Annotated in this window: 17 protein-coding genes and 1 pseudogene; 12 read left to right on the top strand and 6 right to left on the bottom strand. The window is 70.2% G+C overall.

Annotated elements, in window-relative coordinates:
• Nucleotides 1-56: 56 nt before the first annotated feature.
• Nucleotides 57-257, bottom strand: a complete 201-nt coding sequence (locus tag ACFWBQ_RS29675) for a hypothetical protein (RefSeq protein ID WP_385502263.1) — start codon at nucleotides 255-257, stop codon at nucleotides 57-59.
• A gap of 459 nt (nucleotides 258-716) precedes the next feature.
• Here ACFWBQ_RS29675 and ACFWBQ_RS29670 point away from each other — a divergent pair, with 459 nt between their 5' ends.
• The 6 genes from ACFWBQ_RS29670 to ACFWBQ_RS29645 all read left to right on the top strand — a co-directional run bounded on the left by ACFWBQ_RS29670 (nucleotide 717) and on the right by ACFWBQ_RS29645 (nucleotide 8,268).
• Nucleotides 717-2,084, top strand: coding sequence for a helix-turn-helix domain-containing protein (locus ACFWBQ_RS29670; RefSeq protein WP_385502301.1), 1,368 nt, complete (start codon nucleotides 717-719; stop codon nucleotides 2,082-2,084).
• Nucleotides 2,085-2,265: 181 nt separating this feature from the next.
• Nucleotides 2,266-3,582, top strand: a complete 1,317-nt coding sequence (locus tag ACFWBQ_RS29665; protein WP_385502262.1) for an acetyl-CoA carboxylase biotin carboxylase subunit family protein — start codon at nucleotides 2,266-2,268, stop codon at nucleotides 3,580-3,582.
• 36 nt (nucleotides 3,583-3,618) lie between these two features.
• Complete coding sequence (locus ACFWBQ_RS29660; RefSeq protein WP_385502261.1) at nucleotides 3,619-5,664, top strand: CocE/NonD family hydrolase; 2,046 nt, start codon at nucleotides 3,619-3,621, stop codon at nucleotides 5,662-5,664.
• Nucleotides 5,665-6,214: 550 nt separating this feature from the next.
• The gene (locus tag ACFWBQ_RS29655; RefSeq protein WP_385502260.1) at nucleotides 6,215-6,622 is read left to right on the top strand and encodes a YciI family protein; all 408 of its coding nucleotides are present in this window, start codon (nucleotides 6,215-6,217) and stop codon (nucleotides 6,620-6,622) included.
• Nucleotides 6,619-7,815 carry an RNA polymerase sigma factor gene (locus ACFWBQ_RS29650; RefSeq protein ID WP_385502258.1) on the top strand — a complete coding sequence of 399 codons (1,197 nt, stop codon included), beginning with the start codon at nucleotides 6,619-6,621 and terminating at the stop codon, nucleotides 7,813-7,815. Before ACFWBQ_RS29655 ends, ACFWBQ_RS29650 begins: the two co-directional genes overlap by 4 nt.
• Before the next feature lie 312 nt (nucleotides 7,816-8,127).
• Nucleotides 8,128-8,268 (top strand): hypothetical protein, encoded by a 141-nt coding sequence (locus ACFWBQ_RS29645; RefSeq protein WP_385502257.1) that lies wholly within the window; start codon nucleotides 8,128-8,130, stop codon nucleotides 8,266-8,268.
• A 266-nt stretch (nucleotides 8,269-8,534) separates the two neighbouring features.
• Here the strand turns inward: ACFWBQ_RS29645 and ACFWBQ_RS29640 are convergent, their stop codons facing one another.
• Nucleotides 8,535-9,191: a TetR/AcrR family transcriptional regulator gene (locus ACFWBQ_RS29640; RefSeq protein WP_385502256.1), complete on the bottom strand. Its 657-nt coding sequence runs from the start codon at nucleotides 9,189-9,191 to the stop codon at nucleotides 8,535-8,537.
• Between the two features lie 30 nt (nucleotides 9,192-9,221).
• Between ACFWBQ_RS29640 and ACFWBQ_RS29635 the strand changes: the two genes are divergently transcribed.
• Together ACFWBQ_RS29635 and ACFWBQ_RS29630 are read left to right on the top strand one after the other, a co-directional pair.
• The gene (locus ACFWBQ_RS29635; RefSeq protein WP_385502254.1) at nucleotides 9,222-9,521 is read left to right on the top strand and encodes a hypothetical protein; all 300 of its coding nucleotides are present in this window, start codon (nucleotides 9,222-9,224) and stop codon (nucleotides 9,519-9,521) included.
• 459 nt (nucleotides 9,522-9,980) lie between these two features.
• Nucleotides 9,981-10,130, top strand: a pseudogene (locus tag ACFWBQ_RS29630) (IS5/IS1182 family transposase); the annotation flags it as partial.
• 172 nt (nucleotides 10,131-10,302) lie between these two features.
• Here the strand turns inward: ACFWBQ_RS29630 and ACFWBQ_RS29625 are convergent.
• Complete coding sequence (locus tag ACFWBQ_RS29625) at nucleotides 10,303-11,136, bottom strand: phosphotransferase family protein (protein WP_385502253.1); 834 nt, start codon at nucleotides 11,134-11,136, stop codon at nucleotides 10,303-10,305.
• 427 nt (nucleotides 11,137-11,563) lie between these two features.
• On the opposite strand from ACFWBQ_RS29625, the gene ACFWBQ_RS29620 reads away from it, so the two are divergent.
• Nucleotides 11,564-11,824, top strand: coding sequence for a hypothetical protein (locus ACFWBQ_RS29620; protein WP_385502251.1), 261 nt, complete (start codon nucleotides 11,564-11,566; stop codon nucleotides 11,822-11,824).
• 515 nt (nucleotides 11,825-12,339) lie between these two features.
• A complete protein-coding gene (locus ACFWBQ_RS29615) occupies nucleotides 12,340-13,320 on the top strand; it encodes an NADPH:quinone reductase (RefSeq protein ID WP_385502250.1) in 981 nt (326 codons plus the stop codon).
• Between the two features lie 311 nt (nucleotides 13,321-13,631).
• Here the strand turns inward: ACFWBQ_RS29615 and ACFWBQ_RS29610 are convergent, their stop codons facing one another.
• Nucleotides 13,632-14,090 carry a MarR family winged helix-turn-helix transcriptional regulator gene (locus tag ACFWBQ_RS29610; RefSeq protein ID WP_385502249.1) on the bottom strand — a complete coding sequence of 153 codons (459 nt, stop codon included), beginning with the start codon at nucleotides 14,088-14,090 and terminating at the stop codon, nucleotides 13,632-13,634.
• Between the two features lie 56 nt (nucleotides 14,091-14,146).
• On the opposite strand from ACFWBQ_RS29610, the gene ACFWBQ_RS29605 reads away from it, so the two are divergent.
• Together ACFWBQ_RS29605 and ACFWBQ_RS29600 are read left to right on the top strand one after the other, a co-directional pair.
• The gene (locus ACFWBQ_RS29605; protein ID WP_385502298.1) at nucleotides 14,147-14,809 is read left to right on the top strand and encodes an NADPH-dependent F420 reductase; all 663 of its coding nucleotides are present in this window, start codon (nucleotides 14,147-14,149) and stop codon (nucleotides 14,807-14,809) included.
• A 13-nt stretch (nucleotides 14,810-14,822) separates the two neighbouring features.
• Nucleotides 14,823-15,491 (top strand): alpha/beta hydrolase, encoded by a 669-nt coding sequence (locus ACFWBQ_RS29600; RefSeq protein ID WP_385502246.1) that lies wholly within the window; start codon nucleotides 14,823-14,825, stop codon nucleotides 15,489-15,491.
• A gap of 154 nt (nucleotides 15,492-15,645) precedes the next feature.
• On the opposite strand, the gene ACFWBQ_RS29595 is transcribed toward ACFWBQ_RS29600, so the two are convergent.
• The gene (locus ACFWBQ_RS29595) at nucleotides 15,646-16,215 is read right to left on the bottom strand and encodes a hypothetical protein (protein WP_385502244.1); all 570 of its coding nucleotides are present in this window, start codon (nucleotides 16,213-16,215) and stop codon (nucleotides 15,646-15,648) included.
• The gene (locus ACFWBQ_RS29590; protein WP_385502243.1) at nucleotides 16,212-20,279 is read right to left on the bottom strand and encodes an NEW3 domain-containing protein; all 4,068 of its coding nucleotides are present in this window, start codon (nucleotides 20,277-20,279) and stop codon (nucleotides 16,212-16,214) included. Before ACFWBQ_RS29590 ends, ACFWBQ_RS29595 begins: the two co-directional genes overlap by 4 nt.
• Nucleotides 20,280-20,283: the final 4 nt, after the last annotated feature.

Raw genomic sequence — 20,283 nt, 5'->3', positions numbered from 1 at the left:
GGGGGCTCCAGCGGGAGTTGGGGGATTCGGCCGTCGTGCCGATTCGGCAAGGGCGTTCAGGACGCAGCGGCGCCGGGGCGGAAGCGGGGAACGGACTCCAGCGGGGTGCGGGTGTGCCGGTGCCGGGGAGCGTCGAAGATCTGCTCGCGGGTGCCTGTCTCGACGATGCGGCCGAGGGCCGGAGGGGAGCTGTCGAGCTCCTGGTCGCCGGGCCCGTCGATGGCCGGGAGGGCGACGCCCTCCAACACCTGCGACATGTTAATTCCTCAGTTGAGTGCGTTTGAGTTGCCGTTTAACTTAGGCTGCGTCGAGGAAGCGCACAACGGGTGAGAGGGCAGGAAATGATGTTGCTTTTGGGTAACTGAGCTTTTCGTAAGTGGATAAATGCGGGCATCACGACAGGGTTCGGGGCAGTGCCGGGGCATATGGGACCATGCGAGTCGGCAAACGCGGTGCGTGACGGGCACCGCACCCAGGCCCGGCCGGAAGGCCGGCACACGGGAACAAGGGAGTGCCGGGCATCGGCTCCACCCGCTTCCCGGCAACGGCTGCGGCGATGACCGGCAGTCCGTCCGCTCAGTAGTCGCAGATGCATGAAGCGGCCGGTGGTCACCGGCAGACACAGGACGAGGGGGGCTGCCGTGGCGGGAACCAGCAGGGCGACGACGACCGGCGAACCGGAGCGGACGACCGGGGACGAGGCTCCCGACCGGCCGATCCGGGAACAGGGGGAGGAACAGGACGCGCCGGCCGCGATCGGCCGCCGGGTGAAGCGGCTCCGCAAGGAACGCGAACTGACTCAGCGACAGCTTGCCGAGCCCGTGTACACCGCCGCTTATGTCTCCACCCTGGAAGCCGGCAAGGTGCGGCCCTCCGAAGCGGCCCTCCGGCACATCGCCGAACGGCTCGGCGTCGACCATGAGGAACTCGCCACCGGCAAGCCCACCCACATCGTCACAGCCCTGCGGATGCGGCTGGCCGACGCCCAGCGGGTACTGGCCATCGAGGACGCCGCCGACGCGCGGGCGGCCTACGAGCAGATCCTCGGGCAGGCCGACGAGTACGGGCTCACCCAGGAACGGGCGGCCGCGCTCGTGGGTCTGGGGGAATGCGCGCTGGAAACGGGCGAACTGGCCGATGCCCTGGCCCGGTTCGAGGCGGCTGAACATGCGCTGGCCGACGAACCACTCCCCGCCCGGGCGCGGGCGGTCCGGGGCAGATCGGTCGCCCACTACCTCGCCGGTGAACTGCGCTACTCGTGCTACCTGCTGGAAAGCGCGATCGACGAGCTGAACACGTCCGGGCTGCACGATCCGGGCGCGCTGCTCCAGCTCTACACGGCCTCGATCGCCCCGTACATGGACATGGGCGCCCATGCCCGCGCCGCGCAGGCCGCTGAACTCGCACTCGCACTGGTGCCCCAGGTGTCCGACCCCGCCCTGGTCGCCACCATGCACCGAACGGTGGCCCGCACACTGATCGCGGAAGGCAAGGTCGACGCCGCCCAAGCGTCGTTGGCGCGGGCCACCGAGCTCTACCAGCAGCTGCAGATCCGTACCGAACTCGCCCACTGCCACTGGATGCGGGGCTATGTCTGCGCCCAGCACGACGACCTCGTGCAGGCGGAGACGGAACTGCGCACCGCGCACTCGATGCTGGTGTCCAAGCGGGCAGCCCTGTACGTCTCACAGGTGGAGGTCGAACTCGCCGACGTCCTGCGCAGGAGAGGGAAGCCGACGGAGGCTGCGGAGCTACTGGAAAGCCTGCTGGTCGGACTCCAGCCCGGTCGTGGTGCGCTGCACGCCGGCGGCGCCCACCGACTTCTCGGGCTGATCGCCGAGGAGGCCGGAGACGTCGAGGCCGCTGAGCGGCACTATGCCACGGCGCTCTCCCTGCTCGAGCAGACGGGAGCTGCCGGAGACGTCGCGGACATCTGCCGGCTGCTCGGAGACCTGATGCGCAGCGAGGGCCGGACGGAAGCAGCGCTGAACGCCTACCGGATCGGGCTCGGGCACCGCGCCGAACCGGGCACCACCACGCTCGGCCCCGCTCCCGCCCGGCCGCCGTTCGCCCCCTGGACCTGACGCCGCAGGCCCCTGTGCGCGGGTGTCCGCCAAGACCGACAGTGCCGAGGGCCTTTCGGGGCGGCACCGCCGGGGCCCCAGCACATGTCGGACGCCGCCGCGGATCGGCCGCCCGAAGATTCGGAACACGACATGCGGGTACGCGCCGGTGATCCCGTCACCGAGCCGAAAGGCGTACGGCATGTCAGAACAGCGACATCACAATATATTCGTCATCGGTCTGGATCCGTCGAACCTTCCGACGCTCAATGCCGTCCCTGAGGCGGACATCTATGCATTCCATCCCCTGTTGACCGTCGAGGAACTGCAGGAGGGTGAGGTATCCGTACCCGAACTGCTCGACAGTGCCCGGCGGATCCTCGACGCCTTCGAAGGCCCCATCGACGCGATCGTCGGCTACTGGGACTTTCCGGTCAGCACCCTCGTACCGATGCTCGGAAAGGAATACGGCACCCGCACGACGAGCCTGGAATCCGTCGTCAAGTGCGAGCACAAGTACTGGAGCCGGCTGGAGCAGCAGAAGGTCATTGAGGAATATCCGCGCTTCGGCCGCGTGGACCTCGACAGCGACGACCCGCAGCCCCCGGCCGATGTGAGCTTCCCCATGTGGCTCAAGCCCGCGCTTTCCTACTCCTCGGAACTCGCCTACGGCGTTTCTGACATGGACGAATTCCGTGCGGCAGTCAAGGAGATACGTGGCGGGATAGCGCGGGTCGGCAGGCCCTTCGAGCACGTCCTGGATCTTCTGGAACTCCCCCCGGAAATGCGCGATGTAGGGGGACAGGTCTGTCTGGCGGAGGAGTCCATGACCGGACTCCAAGCCGCCGTCGAAGGCTATGTGCACGACGGCGAGGTCACGATCTACGGGGCCCTGGACTCCATCAACTATTCCGGTTCTTCCTCCTTTCTCCGCCATCAGTATCCGAGCGCTCTCCCTGATGACGTGATCAGCCGGATGCACGACGTCAGCCGACGGACCATGGAACAGATCGGCATGGACTGGGCCACCTTCAGCATCGAATACTTCTACGACCCCCGGACGGGCGACATCAGCCTTCTGGAGATCAATCCGAGGCACTCCCAGTCGCACGCGGAGCTGTTCGACTACGTGGACGGCGCCCCCAACCACCACCGGATGCTCAGCCTCGCGCTGGGCCGCGACCCCGCCCTCCCCGCCGCCCGCGGACCGTACCGGCTCGCGGCAAAGTGGTACTACCGTTGGTTCGGCGAGGGCCGCGTGCACGAGGTGCCCGGCGCCGAGGAGATAGCCCGGATCGAGAAGGAGATCCCGGGCGTACGGATCGACGTGGTGCCCCATGAGGGACAGCGGCTCTCCTCCGTCCCGCAGCAGGACAGCTACAGCTACGAGGTCGCCCACATCTTCACCGGCGGCGACGACGAGGACGACCTGCGTCGCAAGTTCGACCGCTGCGTCGCGGCGCTCGGCCTCACCTTCGACGAAACAGCGCCGGGCGGACGCGACCACAAGTCCGTCTGACCCCCCTCCCACGGGCAGAGGAAAGGAGCATCCCTCATGCGCCATGTGGACCAGCTTCCCTGCGAGACCGAGGAAGAGAACCACGTCACCATCCCCATGCCGGACGGCGTGCAGCTCTCCGCCCGCGTCTGGCGGCCGGTCTCGTCGGACCAGGAACCCGTGCCGGCGATCCTGGAGTACATCCCGTACCGCAAGAACGACCTGACCTCCACCCGCGACGCGATCCACCACCCCTACATCGCGGGGCACGGATACGCCTGCGTCCGGGTCGACCTGCGGGGCACCGGAGAGTCCGAAGGCGTCCTCCTGGACGAGTACCTGGAGCAGGAGCAGCAGGACGCGGAAGAAGTGCTGGCCTGGCTGGCCCAGCAGCCGTGGTGCGACGGGACAACCGGGATGATGGGGATCTCCTGGGGAGCCTTCGCCGCGCTCCAGGTCGCCGCCCGCAGGCCGCCGAGTCTGGGGGCCGTCGTCATCGCGTCCTTCACCGACGAGCGGTACGCCGACGACATGCACTACCTCGGCGGAGCCATGCTTTCCGACAACCTGGCCGAGGCGGGGACGATGTTCGCCTATGCCACCTGCCCGCCCGACCCCCGGGTCGTGGGCGAACGGTGGCGCGGGATGTGGCACGAGCGCCTGGACTCCGCCCGCCCCTGGGTCCTGGAGTGGCTGCGCCACCAGAGCCGCGACGCCTACTGGCAGCACGCCTCGCTCAGCGAGGACTACACAGCGCTGCGCTGTCCCGTGCTCGCCTCCAGCGGTTGGGCGGACGGCTACTCCAATGCCGTCACCCGGCTGCTGAGCCGGGTCGATGTGCCGCGCAAGGGGCTGATCGGACCCTGGTCCCACAAGCTGCCGCACCTCGGCGAACCGGGCCCGGCCATCGGGTACCTGCAGGAAGTGGTGCGCTGGTGGGACCACTGGCTCAAGGGAGTCGACAACGGGGTGATGGAAGGCCCCATGCTCCAGGCATGGATGCAGGAGAGCGTGCCGCCGTCCACGTCCTACGAGGAACGTCCCGGCCGCTGGGTCGGGGAGCCGAGCTGGCCCTCGCCGCACATCCGCGAGGAGACCCATCCGCTGCGCGACCGGGCCATCCTCATGTGCGACGACGCGGCGGACGATCCGTCGAGGGACCCGGCCGGGCTGACGCACACCGTTCAGTCCCCCCTGTCCGTGGGGCAGTTCGCCGGGAAGTGGGCCTCCTACAACGCCCCGCCCGACCTGCCGTACGACCAGCGCGAGGAGGACGGCGGCTCGCTCGTCTTCACCTCCGAGCCGCTGCCGCACACGCTGGAGATCCTCGGATCGCCCACCGTCGCACTGGAGGTGGAGTCCTCGGAGCCGGTCGGTCAGGTCACGGCCCGCTTGTCGGACGTCGCACCCGACGGACGTGCCACTCGGGTGACGTACGGCGTGCTCAACCTCACCCACCGCTCCTCGGACGAGAAGCCCGAAGAGCTGGAGCCCGGCCGCCGCTACCGTGTCCGCCTCCCGCTCAACGGCGTCGCCCAGGCCTTCCCGGCCGGGCACCGCGTCCGGCTCTCGCTCTCCACCTCCTACTGGCCGCTGGTCTGGCCGGCCCCGAAGCCGGTCCTGCTCACCGTGCACGAGTCCGGGAGCTCCCTCACCCTCCCGGTCCGCCCCGCCGAGGAGCCGGACGACGTGCCCAGGTCCCCGTTCCTGGAGCCGGAGGGCTGCGCGCCCCCGCACGTCGCCACCCTGGCCGAGCCGGAGGAGAGCTGGACCGTGACCAGGAGCCTGGTCGACTACCACTCCGCTCTGGACATCGTGAAGGACCGAGGCCTGCAGAGGTTCGAGGAGAACGGGATCGAGGTCGGCCTGCGGGCGTGCGAGAAGTACACGTCAGTGGCCGACGACTTCGGCTCGCTGAGCGGCCGGTCCGCCTGGACGATGCGGTTCCGGAGGGACGACTGGGACGTACGGGTGGAGACGTGCACCGTACTGACGTCGAACGAGGACGCGTTCATGGTCGACGCCACCCTCGACGGTTATGAGGACGGCCGCCGGGTCTTCTCCCGTACGTGGAACGAGACCGTCCCCCGCGAGAGCGCCTGACCGCGCAACCGCGCACACGAACGCCCCGGCACGCGCCGGGGCGTTCGTGGTGGTAACGGGCACATGGTTCTTCTGCCCGGGCGTTCGCCCGGACGGCTACGCGTCGGATCGCCGCCGGTCCAGTCGCTTGATCACGGGGGTGGCCGAGGCGCCGTGCAGCAGAACGGAGGCGAGGACAGTGAACGAGACGACCGCCCAGAGCTCCTCGACTTTGCGTGCGCGCCCAGTGAGCTGCAGGGATCGACGCCTGTCAGCCGTCGCTGGGTCGACGCGATGGGGACGTCGCGGTCATGCGGTGGTCGGACAGCGGGAAGGCCGAGCTCGGAAACGGTGGTCTTCCGGGTGGTGCGCCGGTCGTCCGTCGGTGCCGATCTTCGAAGCTCTCGCCCTCGCGCCACGCTGTGGACCCGGACACCGCGAGACGGCTCACTCAGGCTCATCCAAGAAAACCCAAAAAAAATCGGACGGCGATGTCGAGAACCCGCGTCCGGCTCCGTCCCCGGGGTGAACGCGACCACAATGGGTCGCACGAGCACCGAGGAGAAACACGATGGCCAAGTACCTGCTGCTGAAGCATTACCGCGGCGCCCCGGCTGCGGTCAACGACGTGCCGATGGACCAGTGGAGCCCGGACGAGATCTCGGCGCATATGCAGTACATGAACGACTTCGCGGCCCGGCTGGAGAAGACAGGCGAGTTCGTCGACGGTCAGGCGCTCGCCCCCGAGGGAGCGTGGGTCCGCTACGACGGTGAGGGGCGTCCGCCGGTCACCGACGGACCGTTCGCGGAGACCAAGGACCTCATCGCCGGCTGGATGATCATCGACGTCGACAGCTACGAGCGCGCCGTCGAGCTGGCCGGGGAGCTGTCGGCCGCCCCTGGGGCGGGCGGCAAGCCGATCCACGAGTGGCTGGAGGTGCGCCCGTTCCTGACCGCGCCGCCGACCATCACGGAGTGACGTCACCGACGGACGAGGTCCTGCTCAGGAGCCTCACGCCGAGCGTGCTCACCGTCCTCGTCCGCCGCGGAGCCGACTTCGCGGCGGCCGAGGACGCCGTGCAGGACGCTCTGGTCGAGGCGCTCCGGGTCCGGGAGGCCGACTCTTCCCCAAGCTCTCGGCTGCGCTCGAGCAGGGGAGACCCCATTCGGGATGCCAAGGGCTGGCTGGTCACCGTGGCCTGGCGCAAGTTCCTCGACGCGACGCGCGCCGACGCGGCCCGCCGCAGGCGTGAGTACCGCGTCGAGGAGGAGCCGGCGCCCGGGCCGGCGCCCGCGGTGGACGACACGCTCCAGCTCTACTTCCTGTGCGCCCACCCGTCGCTGACCCCGGCATCGGCGGTCGCGCTCACGCTGCGTGCCGTCGGCGGGCTGACCACCCGCCAGATCGCCGAGGCCTACCTGGTGCCCGAGGCGACCATGGCGCAGCGCATCAGCCGGGCCAAGCGCACCGTCTCCGGCGTGCGCTTCGACCGGCCCGGCGACGTCGCCACCGTGCTGCGTGTCCTCTACCTCGTCTTCAACGAGGGCTACTCCGGCGACGTCGACCTCGCCGCCGAGGCCATCCGGCTCGCCCGGCAGCTCGCGGCCCGCATCGACCACCCCGAAGTGGCCGGGCTGCTCGCCCTCATGCTGCTCCACCACGCCCGGCGTACTGCCCGGACCGCATCCGACGGCAGCCTGGTGCCGCTCGCCGAGCAGGACCGCGGCCGGTGGGACACTGCGTTGATCGCCGAGGGCGTCGGGATCCTCCAGGCGGCCCTCGCCCGCGACCGGCTGGGCGAGTTCCAGGCCCAGGCCGCCATCGCGGCACTCCACGCCGACGCGCCCACCGCCGAGGAGACCGACTGGGTGCAGATCGTCGAGTGGTACGACGAGCTCACGCGCCTGACCGACAGCCCGGTCGTCCGGCTCAACCGCGCGGTCGCCGTCGGGGAATCCGACGGACCGCGCGCCGGCCTGGCGGCGCTCACGGCGCTGGACGCCTCACTGCCCCGCCACGCCGCCGTGGCGGCGTACCTCCACGAGCGCGACGGCGACCTGGCGACGGCGGCACGGCTGTACGCCGAGGCGGCCCACAAGGCACCCAACCTCGCCGAGCGCGACCACCTGACACGCCAGGCCGCCCGGCTCAACGCCCGCCGATGTCGCTGACGGGTCGCGCTCGGATGTTCCCGCGGCACCGGGCGCGCCCCCGTGGCCGGAGCGGTCGCCTCACCCTGAGCGGGCGGGTCACGACCACCTCGTCGGCACCGAGCGCGACGTGGACCGCTTCTTCTTCACCGCCCTGCTCGGCGGGCGTCTGCTGCCTGCCGCCCAGCTCGCGGAGATGCGCAGGACCGTGTCCGTCGGCGAAAACTTCGAAGTGGGTTCCCCGGCCTGCGGTACGGCCTGGGACCGATGCGGCAACCGCCGGCTTGTGGCGGCCATACCTGGGGCCACGGAGGGGACCTGGAGGGGAGCACGGTGCGCACCGGCTTCACCGCAGACGGGCGCCGTTCGGTTGTCGTCGTCGCCAACGGCACCGGCGGCTACGAGCAACTGCTCGCGGCCGAACGGGCCGTCCGCGGGCTCGTGGACCGTGCCCTGTGCGCCGGTGTCGGATGACCCGGCCCCGGGCTCGCGGCGGCCTGCCGCGCGGACCGCAGCCTGACGCGGCAGCATCGCCCGGGCCCTCGGGGGACGGCGGCTGGAGACGCTTAGGGGGAGGACACACGGATGTCCACGGTTGATGTGGTTCCTGTCAGTCGGTCGAGCCTGGCGTGCAAGGGTGCGCGCCAACCGGGCGCGGCCCTGAACGCACCGTACGGGTGCTCTCCATGTCGCTTCATGTGGCGCCGGGAGCGGTCCTGCGGTGAACCCGGCGGCCGGGATCAGGTGAGCAGCAGCCGGCACCAACCGTCAGCGAGCCACCGCTCGAACCGCTCGGGCGGCCAGCCGCGGTCCTCGACCAGCAGGCAATAGAACTCGGGCGAGTTGGTGGCCCAGATGACGTCGGCCACTTCCTCCAGGTCCAGCCCGTGGCGCAGCTGCCCCGTCGCGGCCAGGTCCTGGGCGAGCAGCCGCATGTTGGCCGCACGGCGCCGGGCGATGCCCCGCCAGACCTCCGCGACCTCCGGCGGCCCCGCGCGGGCGACGCGCAGCAGCGGTGCCAGCCGGACGTGCATCTCTCTGACAGCCCGTGCGTAACGGCGCAGCTTGCGTGCCGCGTCCGGCTCGGCGCGCATCTCGCGTACGTAATCCCGCTCGGCCGCCGGAACGGCGTCGCCGGTGCCCGAGATGGCGGACTCCACCAGCTGCAGGAACAGCGCCGGTTTGCGGCCCGCCACCGTGTAGACGGTGTCGACCGCTACGCCCGCGCACTCGGCGAGCTGCGCCATCGTGGTTGCTGCGTAACCGCGTTCGGCGAACAGCCGTGTCGCCGCGTCCAGGATCGCCTGCCGGGTCGCCTGCGCGGCCGCCCGGCGGCGGCTCGTGTCGTACTGCCTCTTGACCTGTCCGTCCACGCGGTCGATGCTAGTCGTATTCATCCGAAATGGCTTCGGTTGAATATGAGGGATGTGGTCCCTGTGACATACGCGTTCACCTTCGAGGTGCCGATCGACTCGGCCATCTACGCACGCATCAAGGAGGGGCTGGGGTCGGAGAAGCCCCCGGGGCTGGTGGTTCACCTCGTCCAGCGCACATCCGGCGGACTGCGGTACACCGATGTCTGGGAGTCGGAGGCCGACTGGAAGAGGTTTGCCGAGGAGCGTCTGCACCCGGTCGTGGACCGGGTGGTCACTGCGGCGCTGGGCTTTCGTCCGCCCGAGCCGTCGGTTCAGCGCCTGGAGATGGTCGACGCCTGGCTCGGTGCATGACCCCATGACATGGATGGCCGGAGGTGCTGATCCTCTGGCTGGACTCCCTCGGTTCGACGACTCGTAGGGCGTCGGCGGGGATCTCCTTGGTGGTGCGCCGGCTCAGCGTCAAGCGTGAAGAGCGCCCGCGGATGTCGACGCCGAGGGAGTTGAGGGCGATCTGCAGGTCGCAGACCCGCTGGTGCGCACCATGTCGTTGGGAGGTGCGGGAGGCCATGGCACGGAGCGACTTCCAGGGCGCCGGGCTGAGGCCCTGGGCCTCGTCGTCGACGATGTGTCGGTAGCCGTAGCCGATGTAGCGCATGCCAGATCTGTCGTCCCGGTGGACGGCAAGGGCAGGGAGGGCCGCTGCTTGTCGAGGGGACGTGGCGGGGTGGTGCCGGTCATGAGAAAGCCTTCCACGTACGTTCGGTGGCGACGTCGTACACCGGTCCGGAGACCGGCGGCGGGTTCTCCAGGGTGTGCGTCCGCCGCCTGCCCTTGCTGGTGATCGTCACCCCCGCCCTCCCTCAGTGACGCGACGTGGCCAAGGAAACCCGCCTCCGCCTCGCCCACCCCGAGATCAACGACGTCCGGGCCTTCTCCGCCTACGCGGGCAAGCTCGTGACCTGAGCAGAACACCACCTCAACCTCAGGATCAAGACAGTGAGTCGGCCCAAGGAATCACCCTGTTGACCTGGCGGCTCATCCGCACCGCGGGGCGGGCAGCACGAACCTCGCTCAACGAGGCGGTGTCGTCACTCCGCCGCAGGAGTCTGTGACAGCAGGCGGCCGGGGAGGGTCAGCCGAATCGGCGAAAGAGTTCGTGGAGGTAGTCCTCCAACCTGCTCGTGAGCAGGGCTGACGTCAGGTCGGTGCGTCCTAGCTCCTGCCAGGGCAGCGCTACCTTCTCGACATCGGCGAAGGCGAGGGCATCCAGGAGCCGCCAGTACAGGTGAGCCGAAGGATCACTGCTCAAGACGCCCCCGGCGGATACGTAGTGGTCGGCCAGCCGCATTGCTTCCCCGGTTCCGTGCAGGAGAGCCAGGGCCGTGGAGCAGTGCGCCACGTCGAGGTCGGCCGGCCCCCAGGACGTTTCGACCCAGTCGACAACTCCGGTGACCCTCGTATCGGCGCCATGTCCGCTGAAGAGCACGTTGCCGGGGTGGAAATCGCGGTGCAGGAAGCAGGGCTGATAGACGGGGGGATCACGGCGGATGACGTCCACGGCGCGCTGCCACAGGTCCATCCGCTCGGCGGTTTCGGGCAGGTTCACCCGGTCGGGCGCGGTCCACGCCTGGTAGACGCGCGGCCGGGCTTCGGCCGGGACACGCACCTGGTGGATGTCGACGAGCTGGCGGGCCAGAAGCCCAGTCCTCAGCCCCGCATCCTCGTCGCCGAGGCGCACAGTGCCGGGCAGCAGCGACATCAGCAACGACGGGTGGTCGCAATACTGCGCGGTCGCATCAACAGCCTCGAATCCGGCCACGGGCACGTCGGTATCCGTGAGGAGACGCAAGATGTTCGCCTCCCGCGTGAGGAGCCCCTCCGCATGGCGAACAAAGAAGGGCTTGACGAACGACCGCAACACGAACCATTGAGGGGCGTCCGCTCCACCGACGCGCAGGCGGCGCATCTCAGAAGTCCATCCACCCCGGAGCCGCTCGACAGCATCGACAGGACTACCGCCGCCCACCTGCTCCTCTACCCACGTGCGCGTACGGGACCACCCTCGGTCGTCCACGATGGTCTCGACGGAGGCAACATGTTCGTCCACGCGGACAACCTATCGATCACCGCAAGCAAGCACCCGTCGTCGAAGGTTCCGCTGCCCTGCAGTGCCAGGCGAGGTGGTTGGTGGTCCGCTGCGAGCGCAACAGCAGAACGGTCTCGGTCGGGAGCTGCCCGAGGAGCCCCGGAGTGATGTGCCAGTCCGCCCACCGCATGTGAGGGTGTGAGCCATGGGCGGGCGGCCGTGCGTCGTCCGGGGCACAGGGGGTACGCGAGGTGCGACACCGGCCCGCCCCGCACCAGAATGTGCGCGCACCGACGGGAGCAACGACATGACCGACCGCAGGCCCGAGGGAACCGCCTACACCGGGGCGAAGGGCAGCCCGCCGCCGATACCCGCCGACATGCCCGACCAGCAGGTCCAGGACGGCGAGGACGCCCTCGACGTGATCCTCCCGCCGGATACCGAACGCCCCGAAGGGGAATCGGACGCCGACAAGCCCGATCCCGACGAGGCCGGCTCGGGCCGCAACGCCGCCCGCAATGCCGCAGTCCACCCGGAACACCCCGTCCCGGACGAGTCGACGGGGTGACTCGTGGCTTGCGTGCGCGACTGCCCGCTTCGCAAGGCGGGCATGCGCGGGCGGCCACCCCGCTGAGCCCTCAGCCAGGGGGTTCTCGACGAGCAAGACGCTGCTACTGGAGGGTCACGCCCCGAACTCACCTCTTGGAAGGGCTCTCATTCGGCGGATCAGCGGGCGGACGAGAGAGCTCGTAACACGATCATGGGCGGGCCTTCTTGAGGCGGCACCAGCAGATGCGGCTGCAGGCCAGGGAGGTGAAGGCGTCGTGGAGTTCGGTGCGACGTTCCCACCGGACGCGAGGCGTTCGAAGTGGGGAACAGAGCGAAGGCCCGTCGGAGTCCTAGCTCCTGTCGCCGAGCAGGGCTCCAGGGCGTCGGCGGGGCGTGATGCTCACCGCCCGTGCCACCAGCCGTGCGGAACGGGCCTGGTTGCGGAATGTCCTCGGCGATGACGATGCCGCGCAGAGCCCGGATCCCCGTCCTACCCTCGAAGAACCCGCGAGCTGACCGGCTACGGAGGTATCCATGATTGCGTCCTGGTACGACGGACAGGGCCCCGCTGCCGATGTGCTGCACGTCGGTGAACTGCCCGATCCGCAACCGGGCCCCGGTGAGGTGCGCGTGCGCGTCGCGGTGTCGGGCGTCAACCCAGGGGACACCAAGAAGCGGCTCGGCTGGCTCGGATCTTCGATGCCCTACCCACGAGTGGTCCCGCACAGTGATGCAGCCGGTGTCGTCGACGCGGTCGGCGACGACGTCTCCGCGCGCCGTGCAGGGCAGCGGGTGTGGGTCTTCGGTGCCCAGTCCTACAGGCCGTTCGGGACGGCTGCCCAGTACACCGTGGTGCCTGCGGATCTTGCCGTTCCGCTCCCCGGGCATGTCGGCGACGAGCTCGGGGCGAGTCTGGGCATCCCGGGGATCACCGCCCATCGGGCCGTGTTCGCCGACGGCCCGGTCGACGGCAGGGTCGTCCTGGTGCACGGTGTTCTCGGCGGCGTCGGCTCCATGGCCGCGCAGCTCGCCCGCTGGGGCGGTGCCACCGTCCTGGCCACGGTGCGCCGCACTGCAGACCTTGAACGCGTCGACCCGACCGTCGTCTCCCACGCCGTCGCCCTCGACGGCGAGGATCCGGCCCCGGAAATCCGCGCCTACGCGCCGCGAGGGGTCGACCGTATCGTCGAGGTCTCCCTGTCCGACAATGCCGACCTGGACAACGCGGTGGCCGCCGTCGGCGCGGTCGTCGCCGCCTACGCCACCCGTGCCGACCGGACCGAGATCCCGTTCTGGCCGATGCTGTTCAACAACGTCACCCTGCGGCTCCTGGGCAGCGACGACTTCCCCGTCGAGGCGAAGCGGCAGGCTGCCCGCGACCTGACTTCGGCGGCGGCCGTCGGTGCCCTCACCGTCGACGTCGGCGACCGTTACCCGTTGCGGGACATCGCTCGTGCCCACGACCGGGTCGACGCCGGAGGCCGGGGGCGCGTTCTGGTCTCCATCCCCGACTGACGGCAGCACCAGCTCGCCGGACTTCGGTGAGTCGGGCTCGAATGGCCGGCCCTCTCTCTCCGGGGAGGGCCGGCCGCAGTGCCGTTCGAGTGCCGGGACGGCGAGTTCCTGTCCACTTCCCCGGCTCTTGCTGGTGGGAGCGCTCCTTGAAGCGAGACGGAGTTCGCTGGGCGGAAGGGGGGGCCGGGTGCGCGTGCCGGCTCGGTGTTACGTACGAGAGGTGGCCGGGTCGTCGGGCACGAGCAGAGCGAAGTCGGCCCTGACCACTGCCCCCGGCCGCAGATGTTTCCCTCGGGTGCCCGGCTCTCGCCTCAGCCAGGCTGTGATGCGGCCTCGCGCAGTCGGTCGAGGAGAGTGTCCAGGGATGACAGAGTCGCATCGTCGAAGCCGGAGAACACCTCGCGCAGGTTGGCCGCGTGGATGACCGCGGCACGGTCCAGGATGTCCCGGCCCTTGTCGGTGATGACCGCGTGAGCGACGCGCCGGTCGGTGGGGCATGGGTGGCGCTCGACGTAGCCTGCTGCCCGTATTCGGTCGATCAGCCGGGTGACGCCACCGGTCGTGAGGGCGATGTCCTCGGCCAGGGCACCCATGGTCAGCCGGCCCCCGTCGGAGCGTGCGAGACGTATCAGTACCTCGAACCAGACGTGCGGTAGCCCGGTCTCGGTCTGCAGGGACGCACCGAGCCGCCGCTCCAGCCTGCTGGACGCCTCCAGCAGGCGGCCGAACGTCGTGATCAGCGGGTCGTCGATCGGAGAGGAGGGGGGCATGGCTTCATGGTAAAGCCTGAATAGCTGACTAGTCAGGTAATTTTGGTACGGTTGAAATATCTGACTCGTCAACTATCGAGGTGGAAGTCATGCGTATCGCGATCATCGGAGCCGGAAACGTCGGATCCGCCCTGAGCACCGCTGCCGTCAAGGCGGGACACAGCGTGTCGGTCAGCGCGTCCAGCCCCGACAAGGCGTCGAAAGTCGCCGCGGCGACCGGCGCCCACGCGGCACGGGACAACGCCGACGCCGTCGCCGAGGCGGAGGCCGTGGTCCTGGCGGTGCCGGGCAACGCCGTGAACGCCGTGGCGCAAGAGCTCGCTCCCGCGCTGGCCGGCAAGGTCGTCATCGACGCCACCAACCCGCTGAACGACACCTACACCGACCTCGACATCGAGGAGACGGCCGCAGTGCAGAGCCTGCAGCGCAGGCTCCCCGGCGTGCCGGTGGTCAAGGCGTTCAACACGGTCTTCGCCGGCCGACTCGGTACTCCCGTCGAAGGGGGGCTGCGTCTCACCGGCTTCTTCGCCGGTGACGACGCCGAGGCCAAGAAGGTCGTCGCCGAGCTCCTCACCTCCCTCGGCTTCCGGCCCGTGGATGCCGGCGGGCTGCGTATGGCCAGGGCGCTCGAGGAGATGGCCTTCCTCAACATCTCGCTCAACGCCGGCAACGGCTGGGCCTGGCAGACGGGCTGGGCGCTGCTCGGCCCGACCTCCTGAAGGAACCGGAACCATGAACAACATCGTCCCGATACCCGTCCCCGACATCACCACAGGAGGGGCCGGCCGCGTGACTGCTTTCGGAACCCCCGTAGTGGTGACTCGGGGAGACGCGGAAAGCCCGCTGGTCGTGCTGCTCCACGGCCGCGGTTCGCACGAAGGCGAGATCATCGGGCTGGCGGACGCTCTGCCCGGCTCGCTGTCCTATGCGGCGGTCCGGGCACCGATCGCCGAGAACGGCGGGTACGCCTGGTTCGCCAACCGAGGGATCGGGCGCCCGGTTCCGCAGTCGCTCCGCGCCACCATGGACTGGTTCAAGCAGTGGCTGGACGATGTGGCTCCGCCCGGCCGCCCGGTGTTCCTCGTCGGGTTCAGTGGCGGAGCCGCCTTCGCCGGCGGTCTGCTGCTGGACGATCCGGCGCGGTACTCCGGCGCGGCCATCCTCTACGGCACACTGCCTTTCGACGCGGGGGTGCCGACCGGCGCCGCACAGCTGGCCGGCGTACCGGTCTTCGTCGCCCACGGCGAACACGACCGTGTCATCCCCCGTGAGCTGCTCGACAGGACCTGGCACTACCTGACCACCGAGTCGGGTGCATCCACCAGCGCGCGTCTCGACCCGGTCGGCCACGGCATCGCCCCCGACGCCCTGACCGCCCTCGCGTCCTGGCTCGACGGATGACGACGAGCAACCCGGCTGTCGCCCAGGAGCGGCTCGACTCCCGGACCGACGCTGCCTCTGCCGCACGGGCCCGGCCGGTCACGCCGACTCCGTCCCCGTAGCGTGCACGTGCCCGAGTGCGTCGCCCAGCGATCGGGTGGGTCGCCCTGCCGCGTCAGTGCCGGTGGGTGGCATCGGCGTGGCGGGGATCAGCGGGGTGCTCGAAGCCGGGGTGCAGGGTGACCATCGTCGCGTGGCGGCGTTCGAGCCAGAGGGTGAAGTGGCGGTCCGCTGCCGCTCGGCGCAGGTCGCGTGCGATGGCTGGGCGGGACTCGTCGTACGGGGCGGGGTGCTGGTCGCGGTTGCGGTCGTAGTAGGCGCGTACCTGGGACGGGGGAACGGTGATGTGGGCGGTGATGCGGTCGTACACGGCCGTGGCGACCGGGAGCGCGGAGAGGACGGCTGCGGTGACACCGCCGGTGCCGAGCGCGGCGGACAGGCTGAACTCCCCTCGCCGGTGCGCCTGTTCAGCGGTCACGCCCATGGCCGCCGCCGCGTCTTCGATCACCGCTTCGTACGTCAGTAGCTGGACCACCCAGCGGCGCAGATTGCGGGCGTCCGCCGTACCGGGGCGGGGCAGCCGGGCGGCCAGCGGACCCCCGCGCAGTGCCGTGACCCGTGCCTCCACCGCATTCTCGGTGACGGTGCGCGCCCCGACGTGCGCGGCCACCCGCGGCCCGGTCACGGGGTTACCTCGATCTCTACCGCCTCGGTGTAGTGCAGCCAGCCTGCCGCCGCCAGCTTGACCACGGCCCACCAGCGGCCGGGGCGGGTCCCGGCCGGGACGGTGACGGGGAAGCGCACCGCGGCCGCACCGAGCGCGGGCATCTCGGTGCCCTTGTCCCACTCGGGGAAGAACTCGAACGTCCCCCAGGGGCTGATCAGTTGCGCCTGCACGGAGACGGAGGTGCGGACCTGGGAGGTGAGCGTGACCTCCACGGTGCCGGACTCGCCCGGCGCCAGCCGCACCCCGGTCGTCCCCAGCGTCGCCACCGGCTCGGCGGCCGGAGCGTTACCGATCAGCACCCGTGTCACGTCCTCGACGACCTGGCCGTCGTGAGCCGTCCGCGCCCGCACCCAGTACGTGCCCGCCTCGGCCGCGGCGGGCGGAGTGATCCGGACCGTCCGGGAGGTATGACCACCCGGCTCGAGGTCGTACGCGAGCAGGCCGGTCGCGGTCCGCCAGGCCTCGGGGAGGATGAACTCGACGTTCCCTGCGGCTCGGCGGTCGGCGAGGGTCGAAGCGACCGTCACCGTGATCTCGCCGTCGCCTTCCCGCAGGACAGGCGGTTCGAGGTGGAGTGCGAGCGGCATGTTTCCGATCGGTGCGGGGCCCGTGTTGTGGAGCCAGTAGCGGGTGAAGACCGGCTGGTGCGGCTCCTTCCCTGGGGCGGGGGCGCCGCCCGGGGTGGTGAGGGGGGCGACCACCGTGGCGATGTCCATACCTCCGAGATCCAGGGCGAGGCCGGGGAGCGTGGTACCGGGGTGTTCCAGCAGGTCTGCGCGGTGGGCCTCGGCAACCGGAAGATCAGTGGTGATGGCGGCCCGTACGTCCCGGCCGGCCGCCTCGTGCCAGCGCATCGTGATGCTCTCGACCGGGCCGGCGAGACGGCCGTCCGACAGGGGGTTGCCGGTGGGCTTGAGGGCGGTGAGGACGACCTGTCCGGCCGGTTCCACCGACAGGTACGAGCGCCGCTCAGGCTGGTCGTGGCGCTCGCCGTGTGCCGCGCGCAGCGGATGGTTGATGTCGTGTGCGAGCGGTACGACGCCCCGGGCGCGCCAGTCCCCGGCGCCCGCGAGGAGCGTGTAGTCGAAGGAGTGGGTCCAGTGCTGCTGCTGGAAAGCGGACCCGTCGGGGGTGGTGCGGTGCGGCGGGTCGATCCAGATGCCCGACGGCCAGCCGGTGCAGGAGCGCATCAACGACAGGTGCAGCGCGCCGCCGGAGTCCACGGCGAAGCCCGGCATGCCCTGGTTGACGAGGGCGACCGTGTAGTCGTCGAGCGGCGGCTCGGTGAGCGAGCCGGCCGCTGCGACCTCGATCACGGCGTCGTCGAGGTCCGCCACGAGAGCGTCCACCGCGCCCTCGCCGGCGATCACCAGCACCGGCAGCGTGCGGGCGCCGCGCAGATCGGCGCCGGGCACCCACACCTTCTCCAGCGGGCTGTCGGCCGGAATCCACAACCGCACCTGTCCGGTGGCGGCCAGCTGCTCCGCGAACGTATCGGCGTACACACCGCTCAACACCTCCGCGGTGAACGGGTTCTCCTCGGGGCCGCCGATCGTGATGCGCACATCGGGCAGGTTGGAGTCGATGGCCAGATCCCCGTACCGGGCGCCCGGAGCGGCCGAACAGGTACTGGTCACACCCGACTTGACCAGGGCCACCGCCAGGTCGCGTGCCCCGCTTCCGTCCGGCGTGACGATCTCGGCGATGCCGATCGCCCGGGCCCCGGCCGGCAGTTGGACCCGGGCCGTCGACGACAGCGCGAACCAGTTGCCTGCCGGATTGTCCAGGGTCCAGGGGTGCTCCTCGGAGTCGACATCGATGAGCCCGAACCCGCGACCGATCACCGCGTCGGCGACCTCGCTCACCGGCAGCGCACCCGGTACGTGCACCGGCCAGCGCAGCCGTAGCAGCTGGTCGGCCCCGTCGAAGGCGTCGATGTGGGTGACTCCGTCGAGCCGGTCCAGCCCGTGCCACAGGGTGAGCCTCTGGGTGTACGAGACCGGGCCGACCGTGCCCGTGACGGTGATCCGCTCGCCCAGCGGGCTCGTCTCGACCGTCACCGACTCGGCGGGGAGGGACGCCGAGCCGGTCACCGGGCCGCTGGGGACCAGATGCCAGGGGCCCTCGTGGTACCGCGGATGCGCCGGGTACTCCTCGTACACCAGCAGCTCGTTGCCGACCCGCCCCGGCTGGAGTAGTTCACGGCCCTCGACGGCCAGCCGGGAGACGCAGCCGCCGCGCCGGGGGTCGACCTCCAGGGTGTGGGTGGAGTTCGCGATCCGGTGGCCTTCGGACGGCGTCCAGGCGGAGCCCGTGCGTGAAGGGCGCGGTCGGTAGCGGCGGTAGCCGAGCGAGGGCACATCGCGGGCGAGGAGGACGAGATCCGCCTCCGCGAGCGAGCCGTCCTCGTGGTGGACGGTGTTCTCCACGAGGGTCGGTGTGCCGTCCTCGAACTCCCATCCTTGGAAACCCGACTGAGGTAGCGTCAGACGTATGCGGACAAGGTCGGTGCGCGGCCAGGCAGACGGGTTGAACACGCTGAACGCACCGTCGGCCCCCAAGCTCCGCAGCGACGCGGCCAGCACATCGCGCCCCGTGTCGTACGCCTCCCGCCAACTCGTCAGCAGGTCGAGATAGACCTGGTCGGACTCCGAGCCGGTGATCGCGTCGTGATGCGCGCCGTAAGCGAGCTGGCGCCACGCCTTGTCGATACGGGCGTGCGGGTAGGCCGCCCCGGTCTCCACCGCGTCGAGGGTGGCGAACTTCTCCGCGTCGATGAGCAGGTTCTCGGCGGCGCGCTGGGCCTGCTTGGTGTCGATGAACGACACATCCTTGCCGGTGTACACGGGGTTCATGTCCCGGGTCTGCGGCGAGGGCGCGGGCAGTTCGGCGCGGACCGCCGCGAAGAAGTCGCGGGGCAGCGCGCACACCAGGCGCGGCCAGGTGTAGCGGGCGGCGAAGTCGCGGTGGATCTCGGTGACCCAGCGGTTGGGCGGCGTGTAGTCGGTACCCACCGGCAACAGGATGTTGCGGGTCGCGGACACCGTGCGCATCAGCCGGTACAGATCGAGGACCGCCTCCTCCGCCTCGCCGAGGGTTGTCGCGCTGTCCATCCACCAGCCCGCGCTGTAGTGCGCCGGCATGTAGTGGGTGAGCACTCCGCGCCCGCTCGGTGACAGCCACTCGAACTCGGCCGGGAACTGCATCCCCGACGGGTCACCCCAGCCGTCCTGCTCGCGGTCGCGGTCGGTGAGCATCGGACCCCACTGGTGGTACGGGCCCCGCGCCCACGACGAGGAGGTCAGTCCTGCGTCGGCGACCAGACCCGGGAACTGCGGGTCGTGGCCGAAGACGTCCAACTGCCAGGCGGTCTGCGGGTCACCGCCCATCACACCGCGCTGGAAGCCGATGCCGTAGACCAGGTTGCGGGCGGTGGACTCGGCGGAGGTGAGGTTGGTGTTCGGTTCGTTGTACGTGCCGCCCATCAGCTCGATCCGGCCCTCGGCGAGCAGCCGGCGCAGCAGGGCGCGGTCGCCTGGATGGGCGTCCCAGTACGGTTTGAGATAGTCGATCTCTGCCAGGACGAAGCGGTAGTCGGGGTCGCGGCGGGCGGTCCGCAGATGCAGTCGCATCAGCTCGAAGCCGGTCTGCTGGAAGTCGATCCGGAACTGCTGGGCGGTGTCGCCGGCCGCGTCCCAGGTCGTGGTGTAGGCGGCCTGGGTGTTCCACCAGACCGGGTCGTAGTGGAAGTGCGGCACCATCCACACCGTCCACCCCGGTTCGGCCACGGTGAGTTCCGTCTCCACCTGCGCGTCGCCGGCCCGGACGGTGATGGGCACGACGGTGCCGGGTACGGCGGCCCCGCACCGTACGCCGATCTCGCCGGCCGGCCCCTCCCCGTACACACCGGGGCCGGTGATGACGACCCGTGCCGGTTCGCTCAGCGTGACCCGTACGACCTGCAGCGGATCGTCCGCGGATCCGACGAACAGGTCGGTCGACTCGACCTCGACGATGCGCATCGTG

This window comes from Streptomyces sp. NPDC060035 (assembly GCF_042736635.1).
GTDB lineage: Bacteria > Actinomycetota > Actinomycetes > Streptomycetales > Streptomycetaceae > Streptomyces.
Note: the sequence above shows the minus strand (reverse complement) of the source record. Positions and strands in the feature narration are given on the sequence as shown.